The sequence below is a fragment of the Streptomyces sp. NPDC002032 genome, from assembly GCF_042890765.1.
Classification (GTDB): domain Bacteria; phylum Actinomycetota; class Actinomycetes; order Streptomycetales; family Streptomycetaceae; genus Streptomyces.
In genome coordinates, this window is the sequence record NZ_JBIASM010000012.1 from 67,559 (window position 1) to 93,772 (window position 26,214).

A 26,214-nucleotide genomic window follows, 5' to 3' on the forward strand; every position below is an offset into this window, starting at 1 on the left:
CGCAAGGGGGCCCCGCCCCGCCCCGCCCCGCCCCCGCACACGCCTGCGCCCTGATGGCCCCCGGCGGCCCCCGGCAGCCCGGCGGCGGTCCGGGCCGTCCCCGGTCCGCCGGACCGGTCGTCAGTGCCCGGCGTCGCAGCGGGACGGTGCCAGCGTGGTGTCCGGCCCGTGCACCACCGCCTCGGCGGAGGGCCCCACCGTGGACAGGGCCGTGCACACGAGCTGCCGCAGGCCGAGCGGGTCGAGGGCGGCCACCGGGAAGGGGACCCGGACCTCCAGGCGGTCCTTGGCGGTGTAGAAGGCCCTGGCGCTCCCGCCCAGCACCCCCTCCACCGGCGGCAGCCGGGTGCCGAGGCCGGCCTCCCGCTCCACCGCTCCGGGCCCGCGCAGCAGCAGTTGCAGACTGCCCTGCGGGCTGTTGTCGGCGTAGTCGGGGTCGGGCGCGGGCACCAGGCGGCCCTCACCCGAGACGAAGTAGGCCATCGGGGTCCGGGAGGGTGCGGCGACCAGGACCCGGGCCGCGGCGCCGCTCTCCACGACATCGGTGGGTTTGATGCCGCAGCCGGCGACCAGCGGCGCCGCCAGCAGGGCGGCGGTCACCGCCACGGCGGCGCGGCGGCCCGGCCGGCCGGCCCGGCGGAAGAGGAGGAGGAGCCGGGTCACGCGGTGGCCTCCAGCGGCATGTCGAGGGTGAACACGGCTCCCCCGCCCGGGCCGTTGGCGGCGCTCAGCGTGCCCCCGTGCAGCCGGACGTTCTCCAGGGTGATGGCGAGGCCCAGTCCGCTGCCCGCGGAACGGGTGCGGGCGGCGTCGGCCTTGAAGAACCGGTCGAAGATGTGCGGGAGCACCTCCTCGGCGATTCCGGGACCGCTGTCGGCGACCTCGATGAGCAGCCGTTCCCCGTCGGTGCCGGGTCCGGTGCGCACGGTGACCCGTACGGGCGCGCCGCCGTGCCGCAGGGCGTTGCCGACGAGGTTGGCGAGGACCACGTCGAAGCGGCGCGGGTCGAGCCGGGCGCGGACCTCGTCCGGGAGGTCGGCGCGGACCCGGTCGTCGTCCCAGTGGCGGCGCTCCAGCGTCTTGCGGACGGCCTCGGCCACGTCCACGTCGTCGAGGTTGAGTTCGGCGGCGCGCGCGTCGAAGCGGGAGATCTCCATCAGGTCCTCGACGAGCACGGCCAGCTTCCCCGTCTCGGCGCTGATCAGCCGCAGCGCCTTCGCGGTGTCGGGGTCGAGCCGTTCGGCGTCCTCGTCGAGGACCTCGGTGACGGCGAGCATCCCGGCGAGCGGGGTGCGCAGTTCGTGGGAGACGTCGGAGGCGAAGCGGCGGGCCCGGCTCTCGGCCTCGCGCAGCTCGGCCACGGACTGTTCCAGGGCCCCGGCGGTCTCGTTGAAGGTGCGGGCCAGGCCCGCCAGTTCGTCGGCGCCGCGGACTTCGATGCGGGTGTCGAGGCGGCCGCGCCCCATGTTCTGGGCGGCGCGCCGCAGGTTGCGCACGGGCCGCAGGACACTGCGCGCGGCGAGCAGGGCGGGGACGACGGCGATGGCGAGGCCGGGTATGGCGCCCTGGCGGGCGGCCTGGACCATGGCGTCGACGGTCTGCTGCTCGGTGAGCAGGGGCATGACCGCGTAGAGGACGACACCGGTGGGTTCGCGCATGCCGTTGTGGGAGAAGACGGCGGGCATGGCGATGGTCAGGTACGGCTCGCCCCGCTCGTCCTCGACGCGCTGGAAGGCCCCGTGCGGCTGGTCGGCGACCTGGGCGCGCAGGGCGTCGGTGAGCACCGTGCTGGTGGTGGGGGCGACGTTGGAGGAGACCCGCAGGGCGCCGTATTCGGCGTAGACGGTCCAGGGGTGGGGTTTGCCGCGCTTGCCGATCTCGCTGACGACCCGCTGGAGCTGGGCCCGGTCCATCGGCAGGGTCAGCGCCTGGGCCTCCAGCTGGTCGCGCAGGGTGCTGACGGCGGTGTCCTGGCTCTGGGTGAGGACGGCGCTGCGGGCCTGCCGGTAGGTGAGGGCGGCCGTGCTGACCGCGCAGATCGCGGCGACCAGCAGGAAGGCGGCGATGAGCCGGGTGCGCAGCCCGAGCGGCGCGAGGTTTCGCACGACCGCCGGCCTAGAGCGGTCCGAAGCGGTAGCCGAAGCCCCGCACGGTCTGTATGTAGCGGGGGCTGCCCGCGGGGTCCTCGATCTTGTTGCGCAGCCGGCGCACGCAGGCGTCCACGAGCCGGGCGTCGGCGTGGTAGCTGTGCTCCCACACGTACTCCAGGAGCTGTTGGCGGGAGAAGACCTGCTCGGGCGAGGCCGACAGGTGGAGCAGCAGTTTGATCTCGCTGGGGGCCAGCGGGACGCGTTCGCCGTTCTTGGCGACGGTCAGCCCGGCACGGTCGACGGTGAGTTCCGCGTGCTGCTCCACCCCGGGGCGGCCGGCCGGATCGCTGAGGCGGCGCAGCACGGCCCTGATGCGGGCTTCGATGATCTCGGTCCGGGCGGGCTTGACGATGTAGTCGTCGGCTCCGGCCTCCAGGCCGACGACGATGTCGAAGTCGTCGCCGCGTGCGGTGAGCATGATGATCGGGACCTCGCTGGTCTCCCGGATGCGGCGGCAGACCTGGACGCCGTTGATGCCGGGCAGCATGAGGTCGAGCAGGACGAGTTCGGGGTGGAAGCCGCCCATCAGGGCGAGGCCCGCCTCGCCGGTGTCGGCGGCCCTGACCTCGTGTCCGCGGCGGCGCAGCCCGAGTCCCACTCCTTCCCGGATGGAAGGGTCGTCCTCGATCAGCAGTACGCGTGGCATCCGTTCAGTATCCCAGGGAGTTTCGTACGTCTCCTCCCGCTATCGGCCGGTCTTCCGGCGCAGGGAGTCGAGCAGGTCGGTGATCTCCGCCAGGCGCAGCGGCCCGGCGAGGAGTACGACGACCAGCGCGAGCACGATGGTTCCCGCCCCGGCCGCCGCGTAGGAACCGAGGCCGTCGGCGGCGCGGGCGGCCGCGTACCCGGCGGCGCCCGCGGGCAGGCAGGCGGCGAGCAGGCGCAGGTGGGTCCGCAGGGCGGAGGCGGCAGGGGTCCCCCTGCGCGGTCCGAGCCGCCGGGCGAGGGTGTACGCGGTCACGGCGGCGCCCGCCGCGAAGGCGAGGGTGGTGGCGGCGGCCATGCCGGTCACGGCCCAGCGCAGCGGCAGGAGGAGGTACGCCGCGTAGGAGAGCCCGGCGTTCACGGCGACGATGACCAGGTTGAGGAAGAAGGGGGTCCGGGTGTCGGAGAGGGCGTAGAAGCCGCGGGCGAGCACGTACTGGGCGGAGTAGGCGATCAGGCCGGGCGCGAAGGCGATCAGCATGCCCGCCATCGCCTCGACGGAGGCGGGGTCGTTGTTGCCGTATCCGGCGACGCAGTCCATGACCCAGGGGGCGAGCGCGGCGAAGAGCACGGCGGCCGGCACGACGAGGGCGGCGCTGGAGCGCAGGGCGTAGGAGACGTCCGCGCGGAGCGCCGGCAGGTCGCCGTCGGAGGCGGCCGCGCTCATCCGGGGCATCAGCGCGGTCACGAGGGAGACGGTGACGATGCCCTGCGGTACGACCCACAGCTGGTAGGCGTTGGTGTAGGCGGCGTACCCTGCGTTGCCGAGGTCGTGGCCGACGCCGGTGGAGAGCCGGGTCACCACCCAGTAGGCGATCTGGTTGGCGAGCACGAGCAGCACCAGCCAGCCCGCGTTGCGCAGGGGGCGGGCGAGGCCGCTGCCGCGCCAGTCGAAGCGGGGGCGCCAGCGGAAGCCGGCGGCGCGCAGCGCGGGGACCAGGGCGAGGGCCTGGACCGCGATCCCGGCGGTGGTGCCGATGCCGAGCAGGCGGGTCCCGTCGGCGGTGAGGCCTTCGGCGGGCCCGTGGGACACGTAGAGGAACAGCCCGAAAACACCTATGACGACCAGGCTGTTGAGGACGGGGGTCCACATCATGGCGCCGAACCGGCCCCGGGCGTTCAGGACCTGCCCGAGCAGGGTGAAGAGCCCGTAGAAGAGGATCTGCGGGAGGCAGTACCGGGCCAGGGCGACGGTGGTGTCCTTCTGCGCGCCGCTGTAGGAGGGGGCGTACGTCCCGACGATCAGCGGGGCCGCGAGGACGGCGACGGCGGTGAGGGCGAGGAGCGCCACCGTGCAGGCGGTCAGCAGCCGGTCGGTGTAGGCGGCGCCGCCGTCGCGGTGTTCCCTGGCGGCGCGCACCAGTTCGGGGACGAAGACGGCGTTGAGGGCGCCGCCGATGAGCAGCATGTAGAGGATGTTCGGGACGGTGTTGGCGACGGTGTAGCCGTCGCCGAGGACGCCGGTGCCGATCGCGGCGACGACCACGGCGGAGCGGACGAAGCCGATGGCCCGGGAGACGACGGAGCCGGCCGCCATCAGCGCCCCGCTGCGCAGGACGGAGCTTCCGCGCGCGGCTGTTCGGCTTCCGCGCGCGTCCGGCGGCGCGGCCGCCGCCCCGGGCTCCGTACGGGTGGCGCTGTCCATGGGGGCGTATTCCCTTCACCTGGTCGAAGGTGGAGGGTACCCCGGTGACTGCGGGGGGCGATGTGGCGGTACGGGTAGTGCCGTTCGGCCCGGTCGCCGGGACGAAGGTCCCTTTCCGGAATGGGCTCTGCCATGTGACCGAATGGCAACTGTTCCGCTGCGGTGTACGTCACAAGGCGCCGGCGGACATTTTCCGGCGGAAACGCAACCTAAAGTCGTTCCGTTCGCTCCTTGTTTACGGACGATCATTACTTGGAGGGGTTTTCGTTGAGCCGCACACGCCGTACCGCACTGCCGCGTCTTGGGAGCCGCCACGCCGTACTGGCGGGCACCGCACTTCTGGCCGCCGCGCTGACCGCCTGCGGAAGCGGTTCGGACAAGGGCAGCGGCGGTTCCGGCGCGGCCGACGCGAAGAACAAGCCGGCCATGGCGGTCTCGGTGAACCTCACGGGTGATCAGGTCAAGGCGGGGGAGCCCGTGAAGGTGACCATCGCCGACGGCAAGCTGGCGCAGGTGAAGGTGACGGACGGCAAGGGCGGGGAGCTGGCGGGCCGGATAGCCCCCGACGGGAAGACCTGGACCTCGGAGCGCAACGCCTCCCCCGGCACCGAGTACAAGGTCGAGGCGCAGAACTCCGAGAGCCAGAGCGCCACGGCCCAGTTCAAGACCTCGCCCGCCGACAAGGTGAACAAGGTCTCGATCAACATCTCCAAGGGCAGCACGGTCGGCGTCGCGATGCCGGTCTCACTGGTCTTCGACAACCCGGTGAAGAACAAGGCCGAGGTGGAGAAGCAGCTGAAGGTCACCACCTCGAACGGCACCGAGGGTTCGTGGGGCTGGTTCAAGGACTATTCCGGCAACGACCGGGTGGACTGGCGGCCGAAGGACTACTGGAAGTCCGGCACCGACGTGAAGGTCGAGATGAACCTGAACGGGGTGGACTCGGGCGCCGGCGGCGGGCTCTTCGCCCGCGATTACAACACCGAATTCAAAATAGGCAAGGACCGCCGGATGGAGGTCAGCCTCGACACCAAGAAGATGTCGGTCACCGAGGACGGCCAGGTGGTGAAGACGATTCCGATTTCGGCCGGCACTCCGGGCGGGCAGAAGGCTTCCTGGTCCGGGAAGATGGTGCTGATGGCGAAGGAGGGCACCATCCGGATGGATTCCCAGACGGTGGGCCTGGGCGACTCCTACGACAAGATGGTCGACTATTCGATGCGGCTGACGTGGTCGGGCATGTACGCGCACGCCGCGCCCTGGAACAACGCCAACTTCGGCAGCGCCAACACCAGTTCCGGCTGCGTGGGGATGAGCGACGCCAACGCGAAGTCCTTCTACGACATGGTCCAGGCCGGTGACGCCTTCGAGGTGGTCGGCAAGGGCTCCAAGGGGAACGCCGAGCTCGGCAACGGCTACGGCGAGTGGAACCTCTCGTGGGACGCGTGGAAGGCCAAGAGCGCGCTCGCCGGCGGCGCACCCCAGAACGGCTGACTCCTGCGACGCCCCTGAGCGGCCGCCCCCGGGCGGCCGCGCCCACCGGGAGACTGACTCTCGTTCAATTGTTACCTCTACGTAACTTACTGGCGGGTTACCTCCGGTAAGCCCCTCCCGTTACCGTCGGGTCACTTCGGACACCGGCGCACGCGAGGAGCGATCGATGAGAGTCCGCCCCACCACCGCAACGGCCCTGGCGGCCGTGCTCGCGGCGGCCGCCCTGGGCCTGTCCCCCCATCAGGCCCAGGCGGCCCCCGCCGCCGCACCCGCCGCCCCGGCCGCCGCCCCGGAACTGCGCTTCCACGACATCCCGGGCTCCGGCGGCATCACCCTCAAGGGCAACGTCTTCACCCCCGCCGGAGCCGGAGCCGGCCGCACGTACCCGCTGATCGTGCTCCCCACCAGCTGGGGCATGCCGCAGATCGAGTACGTGGCCCAGGCCCGCAAGCTCGCCGACTCCGGCTACGTGGTGGTCAGTTACACCTCGCGCGGCTTCTGGCTCTCCGGCGGCCAGATCGAGACGGCGGGCCCCGCCGACATCGCGGACGTCTCCGCCGTCATCGACTGGGCCCTCGCGACCACACCCGCCGACCCCGCCCGGATCGGCCTCGGCGGGGTCTCGTACGGCGCGGGCATCAGCCTGCTGGCCTCCGCGCACGACCCCCGCGTCAAGGCCGTGGTCGCCCTCAGCGGCTGGGCGAACCTCATCGACTCCATCTACTCCGGCCGTACGCAACACCTCCAGGCCGCCGGACTGCTCGGCGCCGCCGGCTACCTCACCGGCCGCCCCGGCCCCGAACTCCAGCAGATCCTCGGTGACTTCCTCGGCTCGAAGCTGGAGAACGAGCAGGCGATGATCGACTGGGGCCGCAAGCGCTCCGCCTCCGAGCAGCTGGACCGGATCAACGCCAACGGCGCCGCGATCATGCTCGGGAACGCCTGGGGCGACACGATCTTCCCGCCCAACCAGTACGCCGCCTTCTACGAGAAGCTCACCGGCCCCAAACGGCTGGAGTTCCGCCCCGGCGACCACGCCACCGCCGAGGGCACCGGCCTGCTCGGCCTGCCCAACGACACCTGGACCAACGCCCACCGCTGGTTCGACCGCTACCTCAAGGGCGACCGCAACGGCGTCGACACCGAGGCCCCCGTCCAGATCAAGTCCCGCAGCGACGCGGGCTACGAGGGATACGCCGACTGGAAGGCGGTCGGCTCCGGCGGCGCCGAGAAGATCGCCCTGCCCGACAGCGAGCACGTCTTCGCCAATGTCGACTCCGGGGCCGACGGCGGCGTGGTGCTGCTCTCCAGCGTCCTGGACCAGTTCGCCAAGGCCCCGCCGGTCGCCTCCATCCCCCTGCTCCCCCGCGCCTTCGCCGCCGTCTGGCAGTCGGAGCGCTACGCGCAGGAACGCCGCGTCCGCGGCACCGTACGCCTGCACACCACCGTCACCCCCACCAAGGGCGACGGCACCTTCGTCGCCTACCTCTACGACGTCGGCCCCCTCGGCCTCGGCAAGCTGGTCAGCAACGCCCCGTACACCTTCCACGGGAAGACCCCCGGGGAGTCCTTCGGCGTGGACCTGGACCTGTTCTCCACCGCCTACGACGTGCCCGCCGGCCACCGGCTCGCCCTGGTCGTGGACACGGTCGACCCGCTCTACATCGAGCACAACCCCGCCGGGGCGCAGCTGACCTTCTCCTCGCCGCGCACCGATCCCTCGTACGTCTCGGTACCTCTGCGCGAGCAGTGATCCACGGCTGCCGCCGGGGCGGGGCGCCGGCTCAGCGTCCCGGCAGCACGGTCTCCTGGAGTGCGGGCGCGACCTCGACCGCGGAGGTCTTGGGGTTGCGCCGCTCCCGCCGGGCCACCCAGGTGGCGAACCAGGACAGCAGCATGCACATGCCGATGTAGACCGGGGAGATGATCATCACGACGGGGATGAAGGGGAGGTCGTAGTCCAGGTTCGAGGCGATGAGCTTGCCCGCGTGCAGGAACTCCTCGTAGGTGATCAGGTAGCCGAGCGAGGTGTCCTTCAGAGCCACCACCAGCTGGCTGATGATGGCGGGCAGCATCGCGCGGACCGCCTGCGGGGCCAGCACGTGGGTCATGACCTGCGTTTTGCGCATGCCGAGCGCGTACGCCGCCTCGCGCTGGCCCCGGTCCACCGAGTTGATGCCCGTACGGAAGACCTCGGCCAGCACCGACCCGTTGTAGAGGGTCAGCCCCGCGACCAGCGCGGGCAGCGGCTGCACCTTCAGGGCGACGAAGATGAAGAAGATCATCACCAGCACCGGCATGGCCCGGAAGAACTCCACGCACAGCGTCGCCAGCCAGCGCAGCGGCCGGTGCACCGACAGCCGCCCGGTGGCGAGGACCGCGCCGAGCAGGAGCGAGAGCGCCGAGGCGTAGGCGAAGGCCTTGAGGGTGTTCCCCAGGCCCCTGAGCAGCAGCTCCTGGATGCCCTTGTAGGCGAAGGGGCCCCACTTGGCGGCGGTGAACTGGTCCGTGTCGAAGAGCAGGTAGAGGATCCAGGCCAGCAGACCCAGGATCACCACGGTCGAGACGATCCCGTAGAGGAAGTGGCGGCGCCGGGTGAGGGGGCCGGGCAGGTCGTAGAGGGCGGTGGACTGCGTGTCCCCGTGCAGCGCGTGCGCGGTCATCGGGCGACTCCGTAGCGCTTCTCCAGCACGTTGAAGAGCGCGCTGATGGAGAGGGTGATGATCAGGTACCCGACGGCGATCCAGACGAAGGTCCAGATGATGCTGTAGCCCAGCTCGTTGAGGGTCTTGTAGGTGCCCAGCAGCTCGTTGACGCTGAAGGCGCCCGCGATCGCCGAGTTCTTGGCGAGGGCGATCAGGGTGGAGCCGATGGGCGGGATCACGGAGCGGAAGGCCTGCGGGAGGACCACCGTGCCCAGCGTCTGCCCGAAGGACATGCCCAGGCTCCGGGCCGCCTCGCCCTGTCCCTTGGGCACGGTGTTGATGCCCGAGCGCAGCGCCTCGCAGATGAAGGCCGAGGTGTAGCAGCCCAGCGCGAGGACGGCGAAGAGCTGGAAGGGCAGCACCAGCCCGAAGCGGGGCAGGCCGAGCAGCACGGCGAAGAAGAGCAGGGTCAGCGGGGTGTTGCGCAGCACGGTCACCCAGACCGTGCCGAAGACGCGGAAGGAGCCGACGGGCGCGACGCGGAAGGAGGCCATCAGGAAGCCCAGGGCCAGGGCGAGGAGCGAGGCGTAGACGGTCAGTTGGACGGTGCCCAGGAAGCCCTTGCCGTAGAGCGCGAAATTGTCGGTGAGTACGTTCATGGCGGTGCGTTCTCCCCTCAGCTCGCCGGGTAGCGGTCGATGGGCGGGGGCGTGGGGGCGGGCACGCCGGAGAGGCCGAGGGTGGCCTCGTAGGCCTTCTTCCAGTTGCCGTTCTTCTCGTTCTCGGCGAGGGCGTCGTCGAGGGCGAAGCGCAGGGCGTTGTCGGAGCGCGGGACACCGATGCCATAGGGCTCCTGGGAGAAGGGTTTGCCGGCCAGCTTGAGCTCGTCGGGGACCTTGGCGGCGTAGCCGAGGAGGATGGAGTCGTCGGTGGTGACGGCGTCGACCTGGTAGGTCAGCAGGTTGTCCACGCAGGCCGAGTAGGTGTCGTAGGCGACGAGCACCGCCCTCGGGTACTCCTTCTGGATCCGCTGGTAGGGGGTGGAGCCGGCGGCCGAGCAGACCTTCCTGCCGGCCAGGTCCTCGGGGCCGTTGATGTCCTTCTCGTCCTTGCGGACGAGCAGGGACTGGCCGGCCATGAAATAGGGGCCCGCGAAGCCGACCTGCTTCTTGCGGTTGTCGTTGATCGTGTAGGTGCCCACGTAGTAGTCGATCTGGCCGTTCTGGAGGGCGGTCTCGCGGTTGGCGGAGGCGATCGTCTTGAACTCCGTCGTCTTGGGGTCGAAACCGAGCGAGGCGGACATCATCTTGGCGATCTCGATGTCGAAACCGGAGTAGGTGCCGCTCGCGGGGTCCTTCTCCCCCATGTACGGCTGGTCCTCCTTGGCCCCGACGACGAGGTGGCCGCGCTTCTTGGCCCGCTGCCAGGTCGGGGACTGCGGCAGCTGGAAATCGGTGGCGACGTGGTAGACGGGCAGGTCCTCGGGCTGCGGTCCCTTGACCGGCGGGCTGCCGGGCTTGCCGCAGGCGGCCGCCGCGAGGAGGGCGAGGGTCAGGGCGAGGGCGCGCGCGGTGCGTTTCATCGGGCCGCCCCTCAGTGCTTGAGGATCTTGGAGAGGAAGTCCCGGGCGCGCTCGCTCTCGGGAGCGGTGAAGAACGCCTCCGGGGTGCGGTCCTCGACGATCTTCCCGTCGGCCATGAAGACGACCCGGTTGGCGGCGGAGCGGGCGAAGCCCATCTCGTGGGTGACCACGACCATGGTCATGCCCTCGGCGGCGAGCTGCTGCATGACCTCCAGCACCTCGTTGATCATCTCCGGGTCGAGGGCCGAGGTCGGCTCGTCGAAGAGGAGGGCCTTGGGGCTCATGGCCAGGGCGCGGGCGATGGCCACGCGCTGCTGCTGGCCGCCGGAGAGCTGGGCGGGGTACTTGTCGGCCTGGTCGGCGAGGCCGACCCGGTCCAGGAGCTCGCGGGAGCGCTTGTCGGCCTCGTCCTTCTTGCGCTTCCTGACCTTGACCTGCGCGAGGGAGACGTTGGCCAGGACGGTCTTGTGAGCGAAGAGGTTGAAGGACTGGAAGACCATGCCGACCTCGGCGCGCAGCCGGGCCAGGTCCTTGCCCTCGGCCGGCAGGGGCCGGCCGTCGAGGGTGATCGTGCCGGACTCGATGACCTCCAGCCGGTTGATGGTCCGGCAGAGGGTGGATTTCCCGGAGCCGGAGGGGCCGATGATCACCACCACCTCCCCGCGGCCGACGGTGAGGTCGATGTCCCGCAGGACGTGCAGTTTCCCGAAGTGTTTGTTGACGTCCCGCAGCTCGATCAACGGATCGACGGCCATACGCTGCCCTGCCCACTTGTCGGTGTGTCGAGGTCAGCGCAAACTATCCAGCCGCCGGAGGGGCTTCACCTCGACACGCCTGAACGGGACATAAAGCGCATTGGGTCTTCAGTCCTACGGGAAGGCCCGGGCGGGGATCAGCCCTCGGAGGCCTCCGCGTAGGCCTGGCTGAGCTCGGGGGAACCGGTCATCGCCCAGGAGACCCCGGACTCGACCACGTTCAGTTCGCGGCCGGACTCCAGCCGGATCACGGGCTGGCCGTTGGGCCACACCTGCCAGGAGGAGCCGGGGATGGTGCGGATGATCACGGTGCCGAGGTAGAAGCCCGCGTCGTTGCCGAGCCAGGGAACGGCCTCGGGATCCCTGCGCCAGCGGGGCATCAGCTGGTCCAGGGACTCCAAGGAGGCCGGGGTCTGGTCGAGTTCCAGCCCGGCCGCCCTCGCCTGCGCACGCAGCATCTCGCACTCGGAGAACAGCTCGGCGACGCCTTCGGGATCATCCGCGAGGGCGACGACGAGCCCCGCACCCTGTTCCGTTTCGTGCCGGTTCAGCCAGTTGGCCAGGAAAGGGATGTTCATATCGCCCAGCCTGGCACCAGGACCCCCGGCTGGCCACAGGGCGCGCCTTGATCACCGCACCCCGTTCGGGGCGGGCCGGGGCGGGGCGGGCGCTAGATCTCCAGGTCGACGACGACCGGGGCGTGGTCGGAGGCGCCCTTGCCCTTGCGCTCCTCGCGGTCGACGTACGCGTCCTTGACCGCCTTGGTGAAGGGCTCGTTCCCGTAGACGAGGTCGATGCGCATGCCCCTGTTCTTGGGGAAGGCGAGCATCCGGTAGTCCCAGAAGGTGTACGGGCGGTCGTACTTGAGGGCGCGCGGGAACACATCGGACAGGCCCGCGGTGCGCAGGGCCTCCAGGGCGGCCCGCTCGGCCGGGGTGACGTGCGTCAGGCCCGCGAAGACCGCCGGGTCGTAGACGTCCTCGTCGGTGGGCGCGACGTTGAAGTCGCCGAGGACGGCGAACGGGCGCGGACCGGCGGCGTCTTCGGCGACGGCCCCGGCCAGGGCCCGGAACCACTCCAGCTTGTAGCCGTAGTGGTCGTGCTCGACCTCGCGGCCGTTGGGGACGTACACCGACCAGAGGCGGACCCCGCCGCAGGTGGCGGAGATGGCGCGGGGTTCCTCCACGCCCTCGTAGAGCGGACCGCCGGGCAGCCCCGTCACGACGTCGTCGAGCCCGACCCGGGAGAGCAGGGCGACGCCGTTCCACCGGCCGGTGGCGTTGACGGCCGACTCGTAGCCCAGCTCGCGCAGCTCGGCGGCGGGGAACTGCTCCGCCGAACACTTGGTCTCCTGGACGCAGAGCACGTCCGTGCCGGAGGTCTCCAGCCAGGCCAGCAGGCGCGGCAGCCGGGCGGTGATCGAGTTGACGTTGTACGTGGCGATACGCATGCCGTCAAACCTACCGCCCGGCACCGACAGTCAGAGCGCGGCGCTCTCGCCCGCCCCGAGGCGGCGGTGCGGGGCCCCGCCGAGGCCCTCCAGGGCCTTGTCGTAGATGGGCCGGGCGATGTCCGCGAGGTAGGCGTCGTGGATGTCGATCGCCTGGCGCGGCTTGACCTCGCGGACGTAGTCGATCACTTCGGCGATCTTGTTCCACGGGGCGTGCAGCGGCAGCATCAGCGTGTCGACGGGGACCTCCGGCACGGTCAGCGCGTCCCCGGGGTGGAAGAGGGAATCCTCGACGAGGAAGCCGACATTGGTGATCCGCGGCAGGTCGGGGTGGATCACGGCGTGCAGCTCGCCGTGGACGCTGACCGAGAAGCCGGCGGCCTCGAAGGCGTCGCCGTCGCCCACGGTGTGCACCCGGCCCGGATAGGCGGCGGACAGCTTCCGCGCGACATCGCGCAGGGTCCACAGCTCGGCCCCGGGACGCGCGTCGAGGGCCGCGCGGATCCGGCCCTCCTCGAAGTGGTCCGGGTGTTCGTGGGTGACCAGGAGGACGTCCGCGCCGAGACCGGCGTCCGGTTCGCTGAAGGCGCCCGGGTCGATGACGAGCGTGCGCCCGTCCTTCTCCAACTGGACGCAGGAGTGCAGCCGTTTGGTGAGCTTCATGCGCTCACCCTAGGGCGAACCGGCCGGGGAACGGTCCGACGGTCCGGGGGGTGTCCGGCCCCGGTCCGCCGGACACCCCTCAGGGGACGGTGGTGGAGACGACGTAGACCCGGGGGTTCTTCGGGTTGGTCAGGTCCACGGTGATGTCCCGGGTCGGCCGGGGGTCCTTCGCGTCCAGGGTGATCCCGGCCCACTTGTGCTTCTTGCTCCAGCTCCAGCCCGCGATCTCGGCGTCGTGCTCGGAGATCGACACCCCGGGGGTCAGCGCCGCACGGCTGGTGCCGACGTCGGCCAGGAAGGTGTCGAGTTCGGCGGGCGTGAGCCCGAACTGCATGTAGAGCCGGCTGGTGTGCCAGTTGTTGGTCTCGAGGTACCCGACCAGCGAGGCCATCATCGGCAGCGGGATCTCGTAGATGCTGCGCTGCACCTTCGACGGCCAGCCGCCGCGGACCTTGACGGCGCCCACCTTGGCCGCCTTGTCCCGGCCGCTCTCGCGGCTCTGCTGGGCGGAGACGGCGAGGTAGCCCGCCGGGACGCCGACGAGCAGCAGGATGATGATCGCGGTGATCCAGCGGCGCCGGACGGTGCTGCGGCGGTCCTGGCGGGCCCGGCCGTCCTCCGCCGTGGGCGGGCGGTCGCCGCCGGCCTCGGGGGAGGACGCCTGTCTGGGCACGGAGGGGGGCGGTGTCACTGGTCGTCCTGGTCCTTGGGGGCCTGGGTGTCCTTCGGCCGCGCCGGGCCGGCGGCCGGGCGCAGGCCGAGCTGCGCGTAGCGCTCGTGCCGCTCGACACGACGCCGCGTGGCGCGGCGGAAGCGGCGGGCGACGAGCCGGGAGAGGTCGGCGGCGCCGACCATGCCGGCCTCGGGGCCGAGCTGGGCCTTGGCGATGCGCGCCTCGGGGCGGTAGCCACGGCCGGTGAGGTGCCGGCGGAAGGCTTCGCGGGCGGGCCCGATCAGCAGGTCGTCGGCGGCGCTGACGCCGCCGCCGATGACGAAGCAGGACGGGTCGAGGGCGGCGGCGAGGTTGGCGATGCCGACGCCGAGCCACTGGCCGATGTCCTGGAACAGCTCGACGCACATGGCGTCGCCCTCCCGGGCCAGCTCGGTGATCAGCGGCCCGGTGATCTCGTGGACGTTCCCGCCGACCTTGGCGATGATGTTGTACGCGACCGGGGAGTCGGCGGCGGCCAGCTCGCGGGCCTCGCGGACGAGGGCGTTGCCGGAGCTGTACTGCTCCCAGCAGCCCCGGTTGCCGCAGGGGCAGCGGTGGCCGCCCGGGACGACCTGCATGTGGCCGAACTCGCCGGCCACCCCGTAGCGGCCGCGCTTGACCTGGCCGCCCTCCAGGATGGCCCCGCCGATGCCGGTGCCCAGGGTGATCATGACCAGGTGGTCCTCGCCGCGGCCCGCGCCGAAGCGCCACTCCGCCCAGGCGGCGGTGTTGGCATCGTTGTCCACCATGACCGGGACCGCGAGCCGGGACTGGAGCGCGTCGCGCAGCGGCTCGTCGCGCCAGGCCAGGTGGGGGGCGAAGAGCACGCGGGAGCGGTCGGCGTCGACCCAGCCGGCGGCGCCGATGCCGACGGCGTGCACGTCGTGCCGGTCGGAGAGGTCCAGCACCAGCTCGACGATGGTGTCCTCGACGACCTTGGCGCTCTTGGACTTGTCCGGGGTCTCGGCGCGGATCTTCTCCAGAATGACCCCGTCGGCGTCGACGACGCCGGCCATCACCTTGGTGCCGCCGATGTCGATGCCGACCGTCGGGACGCGCGGGGCGGTCAGCAGCGACCGGCGCTCACGGGTGCCGACGGTCCGCAGGACGGTGCCGCGCGCCGCGCCCCGGTGGGAGAGCGCGAAGTCCCGGTACGTGCTCATCGAGTCGTGTCGTCCCTGTCGGAGGCGGATGCGGGGTCGGAGGGGCCGCCGGGAACGGGCCCGGCGGGGGTGCCCGCACCTGATTCTGCCACCCGCTCCAGCTCGTGGCTCAGCTCGTCCAGTTCCGAGCCGCCCGCCATCTGCCGGGTGAGCTCGTCCAGGGTGATCGAGTCGCGGGTGTGGCTGCCCGCCATGGTGCCGCGCTTGAGCAGCACGAAACGGTCCCCGACCAGGTACGCGTGGTGCGGGTTGTGCGTGATCAGGACCACGCCGAGGCCCGCGTCGCGGGCGGCCGCGACGTACTTCAGGACCACGCCGGACTGCTTCACGCCGAGGGCGGCGGTGGGCTCGTCCAGGACGAGGACCTTCGCGCCGAAGTACACGGCCCGGGCGATGGCCACGCACTGGCGCTCGCCGCCGGACAGGGTGCCGATGGGCTGGTCCACGTCGCGCAGGTCGATGCCCATGCGCAGCAGTTCGGCGCGGGTGGTCTCGCGCATCAGCTCCACGTCGAGGCGGCGCAGGGGGCCGCGGCCGCGGGTGGGCTCGGAGCCGAGGAAGAAATTGCGCCAGACCGGCATGAGGGGGACGACGGCGAGGTCCTGGTAGACGGTGGCGATGCCGTGGTCCAGGGCCGCGCGCGGGTTGGCGAGGACGGTCTGCACCCCCTCGATCTCGAAGCTGCCGGCGTCGTGCCGGTGCAGCCCCGCGATGATCTTGATGAGGGTGGACTTGCCGGCCCCGTTGTCGCCGAGCACACAGGTGATCTCGCCGGGCGAGACCTCCAGGGAGACCCCCTGAAGGGCGCGGATGTTGCCGTAGTACTTGCTGACCTCGGTCAGCCGCACCAGGGCGCTCCCGGTGTCCGCGCCGGACGCGGTCTTCGTGGTCACTTGCTCGCCTCCGCCCGCTTGCGGACCCATGCGTTGAGCAGCGTCGCCAGCAGGAGCATGGCGCCGAGGAAGAATTTGAACCAGTCCGGGTTCCACTGGGCGTACACGATGCCGTTGCTGGTCATGCCGAAGATGAAGGCGCCGACCGCCGAGCCGATGGCGGAGCCGTAGCCGCCCGTCATCAGACAGCCGCCGATCACCGCCGCGATGATGTAGAGGAACTCGTTGCCGACGCCCTCCCCCGACTGGACCACGTCGAAGGAGAACAGGATGTGCTGGCCGGAGATCCAGGCGCACAGCGCGACGCCCATGTAGAGGCCGATGCGCGTCTTGACGACGGGGACGCCGGTGGCCCGGGCCGCGTCGGCCCCGCCGCCCACCGCGAAGATCCAGTTCCCGGCGCGGGTGCGCAGCAGGATCCAGGTGGCGACTGCGACCAGGGCGAACCACCACAGGATGGTGACCTTGAGGGTGACGGAGCCGACGTTCCACTGCGAGGCGAACAGGGCCCGGGCCGAGGAGAAGCCCTCCATGTCGGCGATCGTCTTGGTGGAGACGGAGCCGCTGATCAGCTTGGTGAAGCCGAGGTTCAGGCCGGTCAGCATCAGGAACGTGCCGAGCGTGATGATGAAGCTCGGCAGTTTGGTACGGGTCAGCATGAAGCCGTTGAAGAAGCCGATGGCCAGGGTGACCAGCAGCGACACCAGCACGCCCACCCACACGTTGGCGGTCATCTGGTAGCTGAACATCGAGCTGAACAGCGCCGACGTGGTGACCATGACACCGGCGGAGAGGTCGAACTCGCCGCCGATCATCAGCAGGGCGACCGGGACCGCCATGATCCCGATCGTGGAGGCCGAGTAGAGGATCGTGCTCAGGCTGGAGGCCCGCAGGAAGCTGTCGGCGGCGAAGGAGAAGAAGACGAAGACGGCGGCGGCCCCGACGACCGCGCCCAGCTCGGGGCGGCCCAGGAGCCTGCGGACGTACGAGGTCGGCGCGAGCCGTTCGTCCGCGGCGGTGGCGCTGCTGCTCATCGGCTGCCCCGCTTGATGTAGTCCTCCAGCGCGGCGGCCTGCGCGCCGGTGACGATCTGCGGCCCGGTCAGCACCGGGCGGCCGCCGCCGAGGACGTCCGCGTTGTAGCGGTAGAGCCACAGCAGGTCGATGGCCTCGTAGCCCTGGAGGTAGGGCTGCTGGTCCACGGCGAAGCCGAGGGCGCCGGACTTCAGGTCGCGGGCGACGGACTCGTTGAGGTCGAAGGTGTCCACCTCGGCCTTGCTGCCCGCCGCGTCCTTGGCCTTGACGGCGGTGGGGGCGAAGGGGGCGCCGAGGGTGACGATCGCGTCGACGGAGGGGTCCGCCTGGAGCTTGGCCTGGATGGCGGCCTGGACGGAGGGCATGTTCGTGCCCTCGACGTACAGGTTCTCCATGCTGCCGCCGAAGGTCTTCTTCGCCCCGGCGCAGCGCTGCTCGTGACCGACGTTGCCCTGTTCGTGCAGGACGCAGACGGCCTTCTTGCGGCCCCGGCGGCTCAGCTCGGTGCCGACCGCCTCGCCCGCGATCTGCTCGTCCTGGCCGATGTGGGTCAGGGCCCCGTACTCGGCCGACTGGGCGGACCCGGAGTTGACCGTGATCACCGGGATGCCCGCCTTGACGGCCTTGCCGATGACGTCCTTGAGCGCCTCGGGCTTGGCGAGGCTGACGACGATGCCGTCGACCTTCTGGTCGATCGCGTTCTGCACGAACTGGGCCTGCTGCTGCGCCTGGTCGTCGTGCGAGTACACGAAGTTGATGTTGTCCTTCGCGGCGGCCTCCTTGGCGCCCTTCTGGACGATGTCCCAGAAGGTGTCGCCGTCGCCCGCGTGGGTCACCATCGCGAAGGTCCAGCGCGGCGTGGACACGGCGGGCCGGCCCGCGCGGTCGGCCTTCGCCCGCTCCTCGGCGCGCTTGCCGCCCGTGCTGCTGCAGCCCGCGAGGGAGGCTCCCAGTACCACCGCGAGCACGGCGCCCACGACGCGTACCCCTGTCCGAACCCTAGCCACGTCGCCGTGCCCTTCCCTCGTCGTACCCGCCACTGAACTCAAAGTGGTCATTCCGGTTCCAGCCGCCCAGTATCCGCCACAGTGGACCTTGGGAGCCCATCGGGGCCTTCGCCACCATCGTGGCCTTCCGTGGCCGGGGCCGGGCAGATTGACAGCTCCCCCGGACGGGGTCACGTTGAGTGCATGCGCATCGGGCTCATCGGAACGGGCCGGATCGGCTCCTTCCACGCGGCCTCCCTGGCCCGCCGGGCGGACGCCGGTTCGCTGCTCCTCGCCGACGCCGACCCGGGGCGGGCCGCGCGCCTCGCGGACCGGCTCGGCGCCACCGCCGCGCCCTCCGTCGAGCAGGTCTTCACCTGGGGCGTGGACGCCCTGGTGGTGACCTGCGCCACCGAGGCGCACGCCGCACTGGTCGTCCGCGCGGTGCGCGGCGGGCTGCCGGTGTTCTGCGAGAAGCCGCTGGCCCCGGACCTGGAGCGCACCCTGGCGGTGCTGCGCGCGGTCGAGTCGGCCGGCGGGACCCTCCAGCTGGGCTTCATGCGCCGCTTCGACGCGGGCTGCCGCACGGCGCGGGACCTGGTCCGTTCGGGTGCCCTGGGCCGGCTGCACACCGTACGGACGATGACGGCCGATGCGGCCGCGCCGCCCGCCGCCTACCTCGCGGGCTCCGGCGGGCTCTACCGGGACTGCATGGTGCACGACTTCGACGTGGTCCGCTGGGTCACCGGCCGCGAGCCCGTCGAGGTGTACGCGGCCGGTTCGGACGCGGGCGACGCCCGGTTCCGGGAGGCCGGGGACGTCGACACCGCGGCGGCCCTGCTCACCCTGGACGACGGGACGCTGGTCAGCAGCACCGCCACCCGGTGCAACGGCGCCGGGTACGACGTGCGGATGGAGCTGGCCGGGGAACGGGACCAGGTCTCCTCCGGGCTGGACGACCGGACGCCGATCGCCTCGACGGAGCCGGACGGGCCGCCCCCGGCGGGCAAGCCCTGGTCCGGCTTCCTGGAACGGTTCGGTCCCGCCTACGAGGCCGAGATGGGCGCCTTCGTCCGGCTGGTGCGCGGCGAGGGGCCCAATCCGTGCGACGGCCGGGAGGCGCTGGCCGCGTTCCGGGTCGCGGAGGCGTGCGAGCGGTCCCGACATGAGCGCCGCCCCGTGCGCATGGACGAGCTCCCGGATCTCTAGGGCGGACATGCGGGCCACAGTAGGTCCGGTGATCAAGCCCGCAGGAGGCGTTTCCCGGCCATCGTTCAGCCCGCGGCGCGCCGCCCCCAGGCCGTGCCGGCCAGGACCATGAGCACGCCCGCGAGGCCGAGGGGGCCCAGGTGCTCGCCGCCGATGGCGATGCCCGCCCCGGCCGCCCACAGCGGTTCGGTGCCGAGCAGCAGGCTGACCCGGGAGGGCGAGGTCCTGCGTACGGCCCACATCTGCACGAAGAAGGCGAAGAGGGTGCAGAAGACGGCCAGGAAGACGAGCCCGGCCCAGGCTGCGGGCCCGAACCCGGCCGCGGCCGCCCAGGGGGTGGAGCCGGTGCCCGGCACGGCGGCGAGGGCGGCGAACAGCAGCACGGCGCCGCCGAGCTGCACGGTGGTCAGCGAGAGCGGGTCGGCGTCCTGGACGGCCCTGATCCGGGCCATCAGCAGCACGTGCAGGGTGCGGGCCAGGGCCGCGCCGAGGATCAGCAGGTCACCGGCGCCGGGGGCGGTGAACCCGGCGCCCTGGGTCAGCAGCAGCACTCCGGTGACGGAGACGGCGGCGGCGCCGAGGAAGGCCGCCGAGGGGGCGGTGCGCCGTACGGCGGACTCGGCGAGCGGGGTGAAGATCATGGTCAGGCTGATGATCAGCCCGGCGTTGGTGGCGGAGGTGTGCACCACCCCGTAGGTCTCCAGCAGGAAGATCCCGCCGAGGACGAGGCCCAGCAGGCCGGCGCCGCGCAGCTGGGCAGCGGTCAGCGCGCGCAGCCGCCGCCACCCGGCGAGGACCAGGACGGGCACGACCAGCGCGAAGCGCAGCACCAGCACCGCGATCACGGTGTGCGGGGTCGTGATGCCCTTGGCCGCGAGGTAGCTGCCGCCCCAGACGACGGCGACGAGCAGGACGGGCAGGTCCGCGACCCAGGCCCGGCGGGGGGCGAGCGCGGGGGCGGGGGCGGCGAGGGTGGACACCGGGCGGCTCCGACGGGGGGGATGGGTGTGGAGACGGCGGCGGCTCGCACGGATGCGCGCTCACCGTAGTCGGAGCGATCTTCCCGGGGCGACCGGATTCCGGGGGCCGGACGGCCCGCCCCAGCGGCCGGCGGGCGGCGGTCGGGCGGGCGGCGGGCAGTGGTCGGGCGGGCGGTGGTCGGGCGGGCGGTGGTCGGGCGGGCGGGCGGCGGGCGGCGTCAGTCGGCGAACGTGCCGAAGGCGGCCCGGCCCGTCGGGCGGTAGGTGCCGAGGGCGATGCCCGAGGGGGTGGTGCGCGAGTCCGCCAGCGCGAAGGCCGTCGGCAGCCCGCCGGTCGGGAACAGTTTGCGGCCGGTGCCGAGGTAGACGGGGAAGACCAGCAGGCGCAGCTCGTCCACGAGGTCCCGGGCCAGCAGCCACTGCGCCAGCTGCCCGCTGCCGTGGACCTGGACCTCCCCCTCGGTGGCGTCCTTGGCGCGGACCACCTCCGCCTGGAGGTGTTCGCCGTCGATCACGGTGGTGGCCGCCCACTCGGGATCCTTGAGGGTGGTCGAGGCGACGTACTTCGGCAGCCGGTTCAGACGGCTCGCCACCGGGGAGGCCGGGTCGTCGTGGGCGGGCCAGTACGAGGCGAAGATCTCGTAGGTCCGGCGCCCGAGGAGGAACGCCCCGGCGCGTGCGACGTGCTCGTCCACGAACGCCCCCATGGCCTCGTCGGCGAACGGGACCGCCCAGCCGCCGTACGCGAATCCGTCGCGGGTGTCCTCGTCCGGGCCGCCGGGGCCCTGCATGACGCCGTCGAGGCTGAGGAAGGTGGTGAGGGTCAGCTGGCCCATGGCACTGCGCTCCTTGGGGTCGGGGGTCGGGATCGGCGCTCGGTCCGCCGCCGTGCACCGTTCAGACTCCCGCCCGGCGCGGGACTCGTCGGTGCGGCGCGCGCGGACCCGGGCGCCGGATCCCGCCGCCGGTCTCCCGCGGCCCGCCCGGGGCCGCGTGTGCGCCGCGCCCCGGACACGCCCGTGGGGCGCACCGCGTGTGCGGTGCGCCCCACGGGAGGGTGCTCGCGCCCCGGGGGTGTCGGCCCCCGGGGCGGTCGGGTGGGACGGGGTGGCGTCAGCCGCCCAGCTCCTGGTGACGGGCGGCGTGCGAGGCGGCGCCGTCCTGCGTCAGGGAGCCGAACAGGCGCAGCCGGGAGAAGCCGCCGTCCGGGAAGATGTCGATGCGCACGTGCGTGCCGACGGCCGGGGCGTCCAGCACGAAGCGGTGGTTGGTGTCGGGCTGCAGGCGGGTGCGCGGCAGGAACTCCGTCCACTCGCCCTCCTCGCCCGTCTTGACCGAGAGCGAGGCCCAGCCCGCCGAGTTGCCCTTGAGGTAGGCGGTGTCGATCTCGACGGCGCGGATCTCGGACTCGGCGACCAGCTGGTAGCGGATCCAGTCGTTGCCGTTGTCGCGGCGGCGGGCGGTCTCCCAGCCGTCGTCCATCTTGCGGGAGCGGCCCGGGTTGATGGTGTTGGTCGGCGGGGAGTAGAAGCGGTTGGACGCGTCCTCGACGGAGCCGCCGTTCTCCAGGGCGACGACGTCGAAGGTGGCGAGCGCGGCGAGCCACTTCGGGTCGGGGCGGACCTCGCCGTAGACGCGGAGGCGGGCGACGCCGCCGTCCGGGTGCTGGTTCAGGCGCACGTGCGTGAAGCGCTGCTCGACGCCGACCTCGAAGCCGTTGGCGGCGTGGCCGCCGACCGTGGTGCGCTCGACGAGGGTCGTCCACTTGACGTCCTCGGACAGCAGCTCCTCGGCGGTCGGGGAGCCCGGGACCGAGGCGGCCTGTACGGAGACGGCCTGCGGCATGTTGCCGCGGAAGTGGGCCGTGTCGACGACGATGCCGCGGATGACGCCGGGGGCGCCGAGGCGGATCAGCGCGTAGTCGTGGTCCTCGGCGGTCGGCCAGGGCTGGTCGGCGGACACACCGCGGCGGCGGCGGGTCTCCCAGCCGTCCATGACCTTGCCCTTGTGGCCGAAGTGCTCGGGGTCGAAGTGCGGGGCCTCGGCGATGAGCAGGTTCTCGCGCTCGGCGAAGAACTCGTCGTTGGCGGCGATGACACCGGCGCCCAGCTCGCGGGCGGCGAGGTTCGCGTACTGGGTGAAGGGGAAGTCCGCGGTGCGGTAGTCCGCGTACGGGTCGCCGCCTCCGTACGGGTTCGCGTTACCGGTGAAAGAGGGAATCGCCACTGTCAGTTCTGCCTTTCGAGGAGGAGGCCCGTGGGCTCGGTCGGGGTGCCGTGGTCGGCGATCTGCGTACCGCGCAGCCAGGTGGACTTCACGACCCCGTGCAGGGTCTTGCCCGCGTACGCCGTGACCTGGTTGCGGTGGTGCAGGTGGGCCGGGTCCACGGTGAAGGTCTCGTCGGGGTCCAGGACCGCGAAGTCGGCGTCGCGGCCGGCCTCGATGCCGCCCTTGGCGGCGAGTCCGGCGAGCGCGGCCGGGGCGGCGGACATCCAGCGCACCACGTCCTCCAGGGTGTGGCCGCGCTTGCGCGCCTCGGTCCAGATGGCCGGCAGGCCCAGCTGGAGGGAGGAGATGCCGCCCCAGGCGGTGGCGAAGTCGCCGGTCTTCAGGTCCGCGGTGGAGGGCGAGTGGTCCGAGACGATGCAGTCGATGGTGCCGTCGGCGAGCGCGTCCCACAGCAGGTCCTGGTTCGCGGACTCGCGGATGGGCGGGCAGCACTTGAACTCGCTGGCGCCGTCCGGCACTTCCTCGGCGGTCAGGGTGAGGTAGTGCGGGCAGGACTCGACGGTGATCTTGACGCCCTCGGCCTTGGCGGCGGCGATCAGCGGCAGCGCGTCGGAGGAGGACAGGTGCAGCACGTGGACGCGGGCGTTAAGCCGCTTCGCCTGGGCGATCAGGTTCCCGATCGCGGTGTTCTCGGCGTCGCGCGGACGGGAGGCCAGGAAGTCCGCGTACTTGGGGCCCGGGGTCTGCGGGGCCGCTTCCAGGTGGTGGGGGTCCTCGGCGTGCACGATCATCAGGCCGCCGAAGCCGGTGATCTCCGCGAGGGAGGCGGCCAGCTGCTCCTGGTCGAGCTCGGGGAACTCGTCCACGCCCGAGGGCGACAGGAAGCACTTGAAGCCGTAGACGCCGGCGTCGTGCAGGGGGCGCAGGTCCTTGACGTTGTCCGGCAGGGCGCCGCCCCAGAAGCCGACGTCCACGTGCGCCTTGGCGCGGGCGACCTCCTGCTTGACGCGCAGGTTGTCGACCGTGGTGGTCGGCGGGAGGGAGTTGAGCGGCATGTCGAGGATGGTCGTGATGCCGCCGGCCGCGGCGGCGCGGGTGGCGGTCCAGAAGCCCTCCCACTCGGTGCGGCCGGGGTCGTTGACGTGCACGTGGGTGTCCACGAGGCCGGGCAGCAGGACGTCGTCGCCGAAGTCCTCCAGCCGGGCTCCGGCCGGTACCTCGGCGTCGTGGTCCAGCACGGCCGTGATCTTCCCGCCGGCGACGGCCACCGAGGCGGCGCGCGTCCCCTCGGGGGTGATGACGCGCGTCGAGCGCACTACCAGTTCCACAGCCACGTCGGCCACCGGAACCTCCCCATCTACTTCCACAGAGCGAAATTCAACGTTCTGTTGACGGAGTCTTCCCCGCGATCGGGGGCCAGTCAAGAGCCGCCGGACGGACCGCCCAGCCACTGACACGGCAATTGGATGTTTCCACAGGATGGAATTAAGATTTCACTATCCAGAATGTAGCTACCACCACCGGGGGCCGGAGGGGTAACTTCCCCAGCATGTCCGCCACCCGGACAAACCCCCTCTGACCGGCGGGGACGGCGAAGGCCCGGCTCTAGGGCGGACGCCGAGCGACGGGTAGGCTGCTTCCTTGCCTGCCAGCACCGAAAGGACCGCGCCGTGCCGACGTCCAGCGCCAGCACCACCGACGCTTCCGCCAAGCCCACCGCCGCCAGCGGTGGCGTCCAGTCCCTTGAGCGCGCCTTCGATCTGCTCGAACGCATGGCCGACGCCGGGGGCGAAGTCGGCCTCAGCGAGCTCTCCGCCGCCAGCGGACTCCCGCTGCCGACCATCCACCGCCTGATGCGTACCCTCGTCGCCTGCGGCTACGTACGCCAGCAGCCCAACCGGCGGTACTCCCTCGGGCCCCGGCTGATCCGCCTCGGCGAGTCCGCCTCGCGCCTGCTGGGCACCTGGGCCCGCCCCTACCTGGCCCGGCTCGTCGAGGAGACCGGCGAGACCGCCAACATGGCCCTGCTCGACGGGGACGAGATCGTCTACGTCGCCCAGGTGCCGTCCAAGCACTCCATGCGCATGTTCACCGAGGTCGGCCGCCGCGTGCTGCCGCACTCCACCGGCGTGGGCAAGGCGCTGCTCGCCCACACCCCCGCCGACGAGGTGCGCGCCCTGCTCTCCCGCACCGGGATGCCGGCCGCGACCGAGAAGACCATCACCACGCCCGAGGGCTTCCTCGACGCCCTGGAGAAGGTCCGCAAGTCGGGCTACGCGGTCGATGACAACGAGCAGGAAATAGGAGTCCGCTGCCTCGCCGTGTCGGTGCCGAACTCGCCGACCGCCGCCGCGATCTCCATCTCGGGGCCGGCCGGCCGCGTCACCGAGGCCGTGGCCAAATCCTTCGTACCGATCCTCCAGGGCGTGGCCGCCGAACTCTCGGTGGCCCTCCAGAGCCAGAACCCGGCCTGACCGGCACACCCCGCCGGCAGGCGGACCTCCGCGGGCCCCGGTGCCCCCTCCTTCGCGAGGGGGCACCGGGGCCTTCGTGAAGTGAGTACGGTCTGCTCATGCACAGCATCGCGGTGGAGCAGCAGCGGGGGCACGTACTCCTCATAGCGGGCGAGGCGGCCGTGCGCCGCCGCACCGTCCAGGTCGCGCCGAGCGCCAATCTGGCCGCGCTGGGGGTGGTGCCCGTACCGGCGCTCCTGAACAGCGGGATCCCCAGCGACACCACCTACCTCGACGGGGCCCGCGACCCGAACACCGTGCTGATGCGGCTGCGGACCGCGGCCGCGACGCCGGGTCCGCTGCTGGTCTACCTCTCGGGGCGGCTGACCGTCGACCGGCGGGCCCGGCGGCTGCACCTGTGCCTCGCCGGGACGACTGCGGCCTCCGTGCGCTACACCGGGCTGCCGTGGGAGTGGCTGGGCGCCGAGCTGCGCGACCGGCCGGCCGGGCTGACCACCGTGCTCCTCGACCTCGCCGCGGACAAGGCCGCCTGGCCGCTCCTCCAGGAGTACGGCACCCTGCCCGCCTCTCCCTCCGCCGAGGTGTACGGGGTGGTCGTGCCGCCGGGCTTCCCGGGCGGGGGCAACCGGGTCAGCGGCTACACCCGGCACTGGATCGAGCAGCTCCGCAGCAGCCCGGCCCGGCCGGACAACCTCCGGGTGCACGCCCTCGCGGTGGGGGCCGCGGCCCTCCCCCCGGGCACCCTCGTCCTCCCCACCGCCCACGAACTCGCCGCCCGCCCGGCCGGGGAACCCCCGCACGGGACGGCGCGGGGACCGGCCCCGGAGGCGGCGTACGGGGTGGCGCGCGGGGGCGTGCCGGGGCCGGGGTGGGAGGGGGATGCGGACCCCGGCGGGCGTGAACACGTACAGGAGCACGTACGGGAGCACGTACGGGGACGCGTACCGGACAGCGCCGACGAGCCCGTCCGGGAGCGGCCCGGTGAGGCCTCGGGGGCGGACGGCGCCGCTCCCGATCCGCGCCCGCACATCCACGCGCTCGCCACCTCCGGGCGGCACGGCGAGGCGGCCGCGCTGGCCCAGGTGTGGGAGGAGCACGTCCTGCGGACCCACGGCCACGACTCGCCGGAGGCGGTCCACTGGGCGGAGATCCGCGCCGACCTGGCCCGCATGGCGGGCGACTTCCACCTGGCCACCCGGCTGTGGACCGGAGTCGGACGGACCCGCCTGGCCCGCCAGTCCCCGGACGCCCCCGAGGTGAAGGGCGCGGCCGCGGGCGCTCTGTACTGCTGGACCCAGCTCAAGGACCGCGGCGCGGCGGCCGAGACGGGCCCGGAGCTCATCCGCCTGCTGCGGGCCCTGCCGTCCCTCGATCCCCGCCACCTGGAGCTGGCCCGGCAGCGCCTCGGCCTCCTGTCGCAGACGCCGATCGGGCGGTAGGGGCGC

25 protein-coding genes are annotated in these 26,214 nt (G+C 72.2%); 5 read left to right on the forward strand and 20 right to left on the reverse strand.

Annotated features, from left to right (window positions below):
* Positions 1–120 precede the first annotated feature (120 nt).
* From ACFYYT_RS25675 to murJ, 4 genes are read right to left on the reverse strand one after another with little or no spacing between them, the layout of a single operon-like run.
* Entirely contained in the window at positions 121–663 is a 543-nt protein-coding gene (locus ACFYYT_RS25675) for a hypothetical protein (RefSeq protein ID WP_351819382.1), read from the reverse strand.
* Entirely contained in the window at positions 660–2,105 is a 1,446-nt protein-coding gene (locus tag ACFYYT_RS25680) for a HAMP domain-containing sensor histidine kinase (RefSeq protein WP_351819385.1), read from the reverse strand. Before ACFYYT_RS25680 ends, ACFYYT_RS25675 begins: the two co-directional genes overlap by 4 nt.
* A gap of 10 nt (positions 2,106–2,115) precedes the next feature.
* The gene (locus ACFYYT_RS25685; protein WP_351819388.1) at positions 2,116–2,796 is read right to left on the reverse strand and encodes a response regulator transcription factor; all 681 of its coding nucleotides are present in this window, start codon (positions 2,794–2,796) and stop codon (positions 2,116–2,118) included.
* Positions 2,797–2,835: 39 nt separating this feature from the next.
* Positions 2,836–4,500, reverse strand: coding sequence for a murein biosynthesis integral membrane protein MurJ (gene murJ, locus ACFYYT_RS25690; RefSeq protein WP_351819391.1), 1,665 nt, complete (start codon positions 4,498–4,500; stop codon positions 2,836–2,838).
* A gap of 267 nt (positions 4,501–4,767) precedes the next feature.
* Between murJ and ACFYYT_RS25695 the strand changes: the two genes are divergently transcribed.
* Both ACFYYT_RS25695 and ACFYYT_RS25700 read left to right on the forward strand, forming a co-directional pair.
* Complete coding sequence (locus ACFYYT_RS25695; protein WP_351819394.1) at positions 4,768–5,994, forward strand: Ig-like domain-containing protein; 1,227 nt, start codon at positions 4,768–4,770, stop codon at positions 5,992–5,994.
* A gap of 166 nt (positions 5,995–6,160) precedes the next feature.
* A complete protein-coding gene (locus ACFYYT_RS25700; protein ID WP_351819396.1) occupies positions 6,161–7,747 on the forward strand; it encodes a CocE/NonD family hydrolase in 1,587 nt (528 codons plus the stop codon).
* A gap of 31 nt (positions 7,748–7,778) precedes the next feature.
* On the opposite strand, the gene ACFYYT_RS25705 is transcribed toward ACFYYT_RS25700, so the two are convergent.
* From ACFYYT_RS25705 to ACFYYT_RS25760, 12 genes are all read right to left on the reverse strand, one after another.
* Positions 7,779–8,657, reverse strand: a complete 879-nt coding sequence (locus ACFYYT_RS25705) for an amino acid ABC transporter permease (protein ID WP_351819399.1) — start codon at positions 8,655–8,657, stop codon at positions 7,779–7,781.
* Complete coding sequence (locus tag ACFYYT_RS25710; protein ID WP_351819402.1) at positions 8,654–9,298, reverse strand: amino acid ABC transporter permease; 645 nt, start codon at positions 9,296–9,298, stop codon at positions 8,654–8,656. Before ACFYYT_RS25710 ends, ACFYYT_RS25705 begins: the two co-directional genes overlap by 4 nt.
* Before the next feature lie 17 nt (positions 9,299–9,315).
* On the reverse strand, positions 9,316–10,221 hold the full coding sequence (locus ACFYYT_RS25715; RefSeq protein WP_351819405.1) for a glutamate ABC transporter substrate-binding protein: 906 nt from the start codon (positions 10,219–10,221) through the stop codon (positions 9,316–9,318).
* An 11-nt stretch (positions 10,222–10,232) separates the two neighbouring features.
* On the reverse strand, positions 10,233–10,976 hold the full coding sequence (locus ACFYYT_RS25720) for an amino acid ABC transporter ATP-binding protein (RefSeq protein ID WP_351819408.1): 744 nt from the start codon (positions 10,974–10,976) through the stop codon (positions 10,233–10,235).
* Positions 10,977–11,113: 137 nt separating this feature from the next.
* Positions 11,114–11,554: a DUF6278 family protein gene (locus tag ACFYYT_RS25725; RefSeq protein ID WP_351819410.1), complete on the reverse strand. Its 441-nt coding sequence runs from the start codon at positions 11,552–11,554 to the stop codon at positions 11,114–11,116.
* Positions 11,555–11,646: 92 nt separating this feature from the next.
* Positions 11,647–12,426, reverse strand: coding sequence for an exodeoxyribonuclease III (locus tag ACFYYT_RS25730; RefSeq protein ID WP_351819412.1), 780 nt, complete (start codon positions 12,424–12,426; stop codon positions 11,647–11,649).
* 30 nt (positions 12,427–12,456) lie between these two features.
* Positions 12,457–13,089: an MBL fold metallo-hydrolase gene (locus ACFYYT_RS25735; protein WP_351819414.1), complete on the reverse strand. Its 633-nt coding sequence runs from the start codon at positions 13,087–13,089 to the stop codon at positions 12,457–12,459.
* A 79-nt stretch (positions 13,090–13,168) separates the two neighbouring features.
* Positions 13,169–13,762, reverse strand: a complete 594-nt coding sequence (locus tag ACFYYT_RS25740) for a hypothetical protein (RefSeq protein ID WP_351819417.1) — start codon at positions 13,760–13,762, stop codon at positions 13,169–13,171.
* 14 nt (positions 13,763–13,776) lie between these two features.
* Positions 13,777–14,964, reverse strand: a complete 1,188-nt coding sequence (locus ACFYYT_RS25745; protein WP_351819420.1) for an ROK family glucokinase — start codon at positions 14,962–14,964, stop codon at positions 13,777–13,779.
* Positions 14,961–15,887 (reverse strand): ATP-binding cassette domain-containing protein, encoded by a 927-nt coding sequence (locus tag ACFYYT_RS25750; RefSeq protein WP_351819423.1) that lies wholly within the window; start codon positions 15,885–15,887, stop codon positions 14,961–14,963. The genes ACFYYT_RS25745 and ACFYYT_RS25750 overlap by 4 nt, the downstream gene beginning before the upstream one ends.
* Positions 15,854–16,891, reverse strand: coding sequence for an ABC transporter permease (locus ACFYYT_RS25755; protein ID WP_351819426.1), 1,038 nt, complete (start codon positions 16,889–16,891; stop codon positions 15,854–15,856). Before ACFYYT_RS25755 ends, ACFYYT_RS25750 begins: the two co-directional genes overlap by 34 nt.
* On the reverse strand, positions 16,888–17,868 hold the full coding sequence (locus ACFYYT_RS25760) for a sugar ABC transporter substrate-binding protein (protein ID WP_351819429.1): 981 nt from the start codon (positions 17,866–17,868) through the stop codon (positions 16,888–16,890). Before ACFYYT_RS25760 ends, ACFYYT_RS25755 begins: the two co-directional genes overlap by 4 nt.
* 213 nt (positions 17,869–18,081) lie before the next feature.
* Between ACFYYT_RS25760 and ACFYYT_RS25765 the strand changes: the two genes are divergently transcribed.
* A complete protein-coding gene (locus tag ACFYYT_RS25765; RefSeq protein ID WP_351819432.1) occupies positions 18,082–19,086 on the forward strand; it encodes a Gfo/Idh/MocA family oxidoreductase in 1,005 nt (334 codons plus the stop codon).
* Between the two features lie 65 nt (positions 19,087–19,151).
* On the opposite strand, the gene ACFYYT_RS25770 is transcribed toward ACFYYT_RS25765, so the two are convergent.
* The 4 genes from ACFYYT_RS25770 to allB form a co-directional block, all read right to left on the reverse strand.
* On the reverse strand, positions 19,152–20,066 hold the full coding sequence (locus ACFYYT_RS25770) for a DMT family transporter (RefSeq protein ID WP_351819435.1): 915 nt from the start codon (positions 20,064–20,066) through the stop codon (positions 19,152–19,154).
* A 218-nt stretch (positions 20,067–20,284) separates the two neighbouring features.
* Positions 20,285–20,902 carry a dihydrofolate reductase family protein gene (locus ACFYYT_RS25775; RefSeq protein ID WP_351819438.1) on the reverse strand — a complete coding sequence of 206 codons (618 nt, stop codon included), beginning with the start codon at positions 20,900–20,902 and terminating at the stop codon, positions 20,285–20,287.
* A 277-nt stretch (positions 20,903–21,179) separates the two neighbouring features.
* Entirely contained in the window at positions 21,180–22,292 is a 1,113-nt protein-coding gene (gene alc / locus ACFYYT_RS25780; RefSeq protein WP_351816137.1) for an allantoicase, read from the reverse strand.
* Positions 22,293–22,294: 2 nt separating this feature from the next.
* Entirely contained in the window at positions 22,295–23,629 is a 1,335-nt protein-coding gene (gene allB, locus ACFYYT_RS25785; protein WP_385324018.1) for an allantoinase AllB, read from the reverse strand.
* A gap of 336 nt (positions 23,630–23,965) precedes the next feature.
* Here allB and ACFYYT_RS25790 point away from each other — a divergent pair, with 336 nt between their 5' ends.
* Together ACFYYT_RS25790 and ACFYYT_RS25795 are read left to right on the forward strand one after the other, a co-directional pair.
* Positions 23,966–24,769, forward strand: coding sequence for an IclR family transcriptional regulator (locus ACFYYT_RS25790; protein ID WP_351816131.1), 804 nt, complete (start codon positions 23,966–23,968; stop codon positions 24,767–24,769).
* A 98-nt stretch (positions 24,770–24,867) separates the two neighbouring features.
* Positions 24,868–26,208: a hypothetical protein gene (locus ACFYYT_RS25795; RefSeq protein ID WP_351816128.1), complete on the forward strand. Its 1,341-nt coding sequence runs from the start codon at positions 24,868–24,870 to the stop codon at positions 26,206–26,208.
* Positions 26,209–26,214 lie beyond the last annotated feature (6 nt).